Consider the following 4,459-nt stretch of genomic DNA (forward strand, 5'->3'; position numbering starts at 1 on the left):
CGTTCCCTGGCCCACGGGCTTGGTGGTGAAGAAGGGCTCGAAGATGCGCTGCAGCGTGCGTGCGTCCATGCCGGGGCCGTTGTCCTGCACCGACAGCGCCACATAGCTGACGGGCGGCAGGCCCAGGCGTTCGCACAGGCGCTGGTCCGGGCGCACCAGGTCGGCATCCATCTGGATCAGGCCGCGCCGCTCGCCCAGGGCGTGCATGGCATTGGTGCACAGGTTGAACAGGGCCTGCTCCACCTGCATGGCGTCGGCCAGCATGGGCGGCATCTGCGGCGGCACGTGCACCTGCAGCTCCACGGCGGGCGGCAGGGTCACGCGCAGCAGCCGCGCCGTGTCGCCCATGACCTCGCGCGCCTGCACGGGCTTGCGCTGCGGCGGTTCATTGCGGCTGAACGTCAGGATCTGGCGCACCAGGTCGCGCGCGCGGCGGCCGGCCTTTTCGATCTCCTGCAGGCTTTCGATGGCTGCGGCATTGCCGCCGCAGTCGGCCTTGGCCAGCTCCACATTGCCCAGGATGGCGCCCACGATGTTGTTGAAGTCGTGGGCAATGCCGCCGGCCATGGTGCCCAGGGCCTGCATCTTGTGCGATTCGCGCAGCTGCTCTTCCAGCTCGTTGCGCTGGGCCTCGGCCTTCTTGCGGCTGGTGAGGTCGCGCGCGAACACGGTGGTGGTCTCGCCGCCGCTGTGGTGCTCGAAGGAGACGCTGACCTCGACCGGGATTTCGCGGCCGCTGGCCGTGCGTGCCGTCATCTCGCCCAGCACGGCCTGCGTGGTCAGCGGCGCAAAGGACAGGGCCTGGGCCGCATCGGGCAGGAAACGCTCCAGCGGACTGCCCAGCGCGTCGTGCGGCGGACACAGAAACAGGGCGGCAGCCGTGGGATTGAAGACGGTGATGCGCTGCTCGTGGTCCAGGCAGATGATGGCGTCCAGGGCCGAGTTGATGACCGATTCGAGCCGCCGCTCGCTCAGGAACAGCTGGTGGTTGCGCTGCTGCAGCGCCAGGCGCTCGGCCAGCAGCGGACCCTGGTCGACCACGGCGCACAGGTACTGCGCAATGGGCGGGCCGCTTTGCTGCGGGATGGCGATGCAGGCCACATGCAGGTCGGCGCGCAGCTGGTGCTGCTCGGTGATGTCGAAGCAGACCTCGTGGGCCTCGGTGCGGCCCAGCTCGCGTGCCGCAACGAAGGTCTCGCGCACGCGCTCGGCGTCGTCAGGGTGCACGAAGGGCGCGAAATTGACCAGCAGCCGGTCATGCTCGGTGGGCTGGAAGGCGCTGTGCGCCATGGCGTTGGCCTGCACCACCATGTCGTGCTCGTCCACCACCAGCAGGGGCAGGGGAATGCTGGCAAACAGGGCTTCGAAGCGCTCGGAGGCGCTTTCGGCCACGGCCTGGCTGTAGTCCAGCACGCGGTTCTGGATCTCCAGCTCGCGCTGGTAGTTGCGCAGCTCGGCGACCAGGGCCTGCAGCGGATCGTCCTCGGGCTGGAAGGAGGGGAAACGTTCGACGGGGGGCAGGTCGGCGCCGGGCGCCAGCAAGGCATGCAGGGGCAGGTGCTCGTCGTCGCGAGGCTGGTCGGAAGGGTCTTGGCTGCTCATCGCGTGCTGGCGCTGGGGAAAGCGGCATCTGCCGCACAAATCCTGGTTGCCCGCGCCTGGCGCCCGGCAGATGGACCGGGGCCCGGCGCGGGCAGGGCCGCAGTGTACGCGCGCCGGCCGGGGCGCCACAAGCGCCCCTTTGGGTGGCAGGTGCTTCAGCTCAGGTAAGCGTCGACCGGGATGCAGCTGCAGTAGAGGTTGCGGTCGCCGTAGACGTTGTCCACCCGGCCCACGGGACACCAGTACTTGGACTGGCGCAGGGCAGCCACGGGGTAGGCGGCGGCCTCGCGGCTGTACGGGTGGGTCCATTCCGAAGCCAGCAGGGTCTCGGCCGTGTGCGGCGCGTTCTTGAGCGGGTTGTCGTCCTGGGGCAGGCGGCCCTGCTCGATGGCGCGGATTTCCTCGCGGATGGCGATCATGGCGTCCACGAAGCGGTCCAGCTCGTACAGGCTTTCGCTTTCGGTGGGCTCCACCATCAGCGTGTTGGGCACGGGGAAGGACAGCGTGGGCGCATGGAAGCCGTAGTCGATCAGGCGCTTGGCCACGTCCTCGGCCATGACGCCCGTGCTTTCCTTGAACGGGCGCAGGTCCAGGATGCACTCGTGCGCCACATGGCCGTGCTCGCCCGCGTACAGCGTGGGGTAGTGGTCGCGCAGCCGGGCGCTGATGTAGTTGGCGCTGAGGATGGCGGTCTCGGTGGCCAGGGTCAGGCCCTGGGCGCCCATCATGCGGATGTACATCCAGCTGATGGGCAGCACGGCCGCATTGCCCAGCGGCGCGGCACTGATCGCGCCCGTGCCGCCCGCAAGGCCCGTGGTGGCATGGCCGGGCAGGAAGGGCACGAGATCCTCGACCACGCAGACGGGGCCCACGCCCGGGCCGCCGCCGCCGTGCGGGATGCAGAAGGTCTTGTGCAGGTTCAGGTGGCTGACATCGCCGCCGAAGCTGCCCGGCGCGGCCAGGCCCACCAGGGCGTTCATGTTGGCGCCGTCCACGTAGACGCGGCCGCCGTGGTCATGCACCAGCTTGCACAGCTCCTTGACCTGGGTCTCGAACACGCCGTGCGTGCTGGGGTAGGTGATCATTATGCAGGCCAGGTTGGCACTGTGCTGCTCGCACTTGGCCGCCAGGTCCGCCATGTCGACGTTGCCGTTGGCGTCGCAGGCGGTGACCACCACCTGCATGCCCACCATCTGCGCGCTGGCCGGGTTGGTGCCGTGGGCGCTGCTTGGAATCAGGCAGACGTTGCGGTGCGACTGGCCCCGGCTCGCATGCCAGCCCTTGATGGCCAGCAGGCCCGCGTACTCGCCCTGGCTGCCGGCATTGGGCTGCAGGCTGATGCCGGCGTAGCCCGTGGCCTGGCACAGCCAGTCGCGCAGCTGCTTGTCCAGTTCCGCATAGCCCTGCTGCTGGTCGGCCGGGGCAAAGGGGTGCACCTGGGCGAATTCGGGCCAGGTGATGGGAATCATCTCGCTGGTGGCGTTGAGCTTCATGGTGCAGGAGCCCAGCGGGATCATGCTGCGGTCCAGCGCCAGGTCCTTGTCCGACAGCTGGCGGATGTAGCGCAGCATGGCGGTCTCGGAGCGGTGGGTGTTGAACACCGGGTGCGTGAGGAAGGCGCTGCTGCGGCGCAGTCCGTCGGGAATCAGCGGCTCCACGCCCTTTTCGAAGGCGGTGAAGCTGGGCAGGGCCTGGCCGTCCCGGGCGAAGATCTTCCACAGCAGCTCGACATCGGCGCGCGTGGTGGTCTCGTCCAGCGAGATGCACAGGTATTCCTTGAAATACACGCGCAGGTTGGCGCCCAGGGACACGGCACGCTCCACGATGGCCTGGGTGGCCGCGCCCGTGTGCAGGCTCAGCGTGTCGAAGCTGGGCGCCTCGCGCAGCGGCGCGCCCAGCTCGGCCAGGCCGCGCGCCAGGATGGCCGTGTACGAGGCCACGCGGCGGGCGATGCGCTCCAGGCCCTCGGGGCCGTGGTAGACGGCGTACATGCTGGCCACCACGGCGGGCAGCACCTGGGCCGTGCAAATGTTGGAGGTGGCCTTTTCGCGGCGGATGTGCTGCTCGCGCGTCTGCAGTGCCAGGCGGTAGGCGGGCTTGCCGTGCACGTCCACGCTCACGCCGACCAGGCGGCCGGGCAGGGAGCGCTTGAACTCGTCGCGGCAGGCCATGAAGGCGGCGTGCGGGCCGCCGGCGCCCATGGGCATGCCAAAGCGCTGGGTGGTGCCCACCACGATGTCGGCACCCCATTCGCCGGGCGGCGTGATCAGGGTCAGCGCCAGCAGGTCGGTGGCCACGATGAAGGCGGCCTGCTTGCCATGGGCCTTGTCCACGTCGGCGCGCAGATCGCCCACATTGTCAGGAAGGCGGCCGCTGGTGGCAGGGTACTGGGCCAGCACGGCGAAGTAGTCGCCCTCCATCAGCTGGTTCCATTCCTCCAGCGAGTTGGCCAGCAGCACCTCGATGCCCAGCGGCGCGGCGCGCGTCTGTATCACCTCGATGGTCTGGGGGTGGGCATCGCCGGCCACCACGAAACGGTTGCTCTTGCTTTTGACGGAGCGCTTGGCCAGCGTCATGGCCTCGGCGGCCGCCGTGGCCTCGTCCAGCATGGAGGCGTTGGCAATCGGCATGGCCGTCAGGTCGCAGACCATGGTCTGGAAGTTGACCAGGGCCTCCATGCGGCCTTGCGAGATCTCGGCCTGGTAGGGCGTGTAGGCCGTGTACCAGGCGGGGTTCTCGAGAATGTTGCGCAGGATGACTCCGGGCGTGTGCGTGCCGTAGTAGCCCTGGCCGATGAAGCTTTTGAGCAGCTGGTTGCGGCCTGCCAGCGCCTTGAGTTCGGCCAGCGCCTGGGCCT

2 protein-coding genes are annotated in these 4,459 nt (G+C 69.1%); both read right to left on the reverse strand.

Annotation, left to right across the window (positions count from 1 at the left end; all coding sequences use genetic code 11):
* Window positions 1-1,602, reverse strand: a 1,602-nt coding sequence (locus L995_RS13140) for a PAS domain-containing sensor histidine kinase (RefSeq protein WP_047472165.1), incomplete at its 3' end; no start/stop codon positions are given.
* Window positions 1,603-1,757: 155 nt separating this feature from the next.
* Window positions 1,758-4,459: aminomethyl-transferring glycine dehydrogenase (gene gcvP, locus L995_RS13145; RefSeq protein ID WP_047472167.1), on the reverse strand; the 2,702-nt coding region annotated here is incomplete at its 5' end.

The sequence above is a fragment of the Delftia sp. ZNC0008 genome (genome assembly GCF_000799035.1).
GTDB classification, from domain to species: Bacteria; Pseudomonadota; Gammaproteobacteria; order Burkholderiales; family Burkholderiaceae_C; genus Comamonas; species Comamonas tsuruhatensis.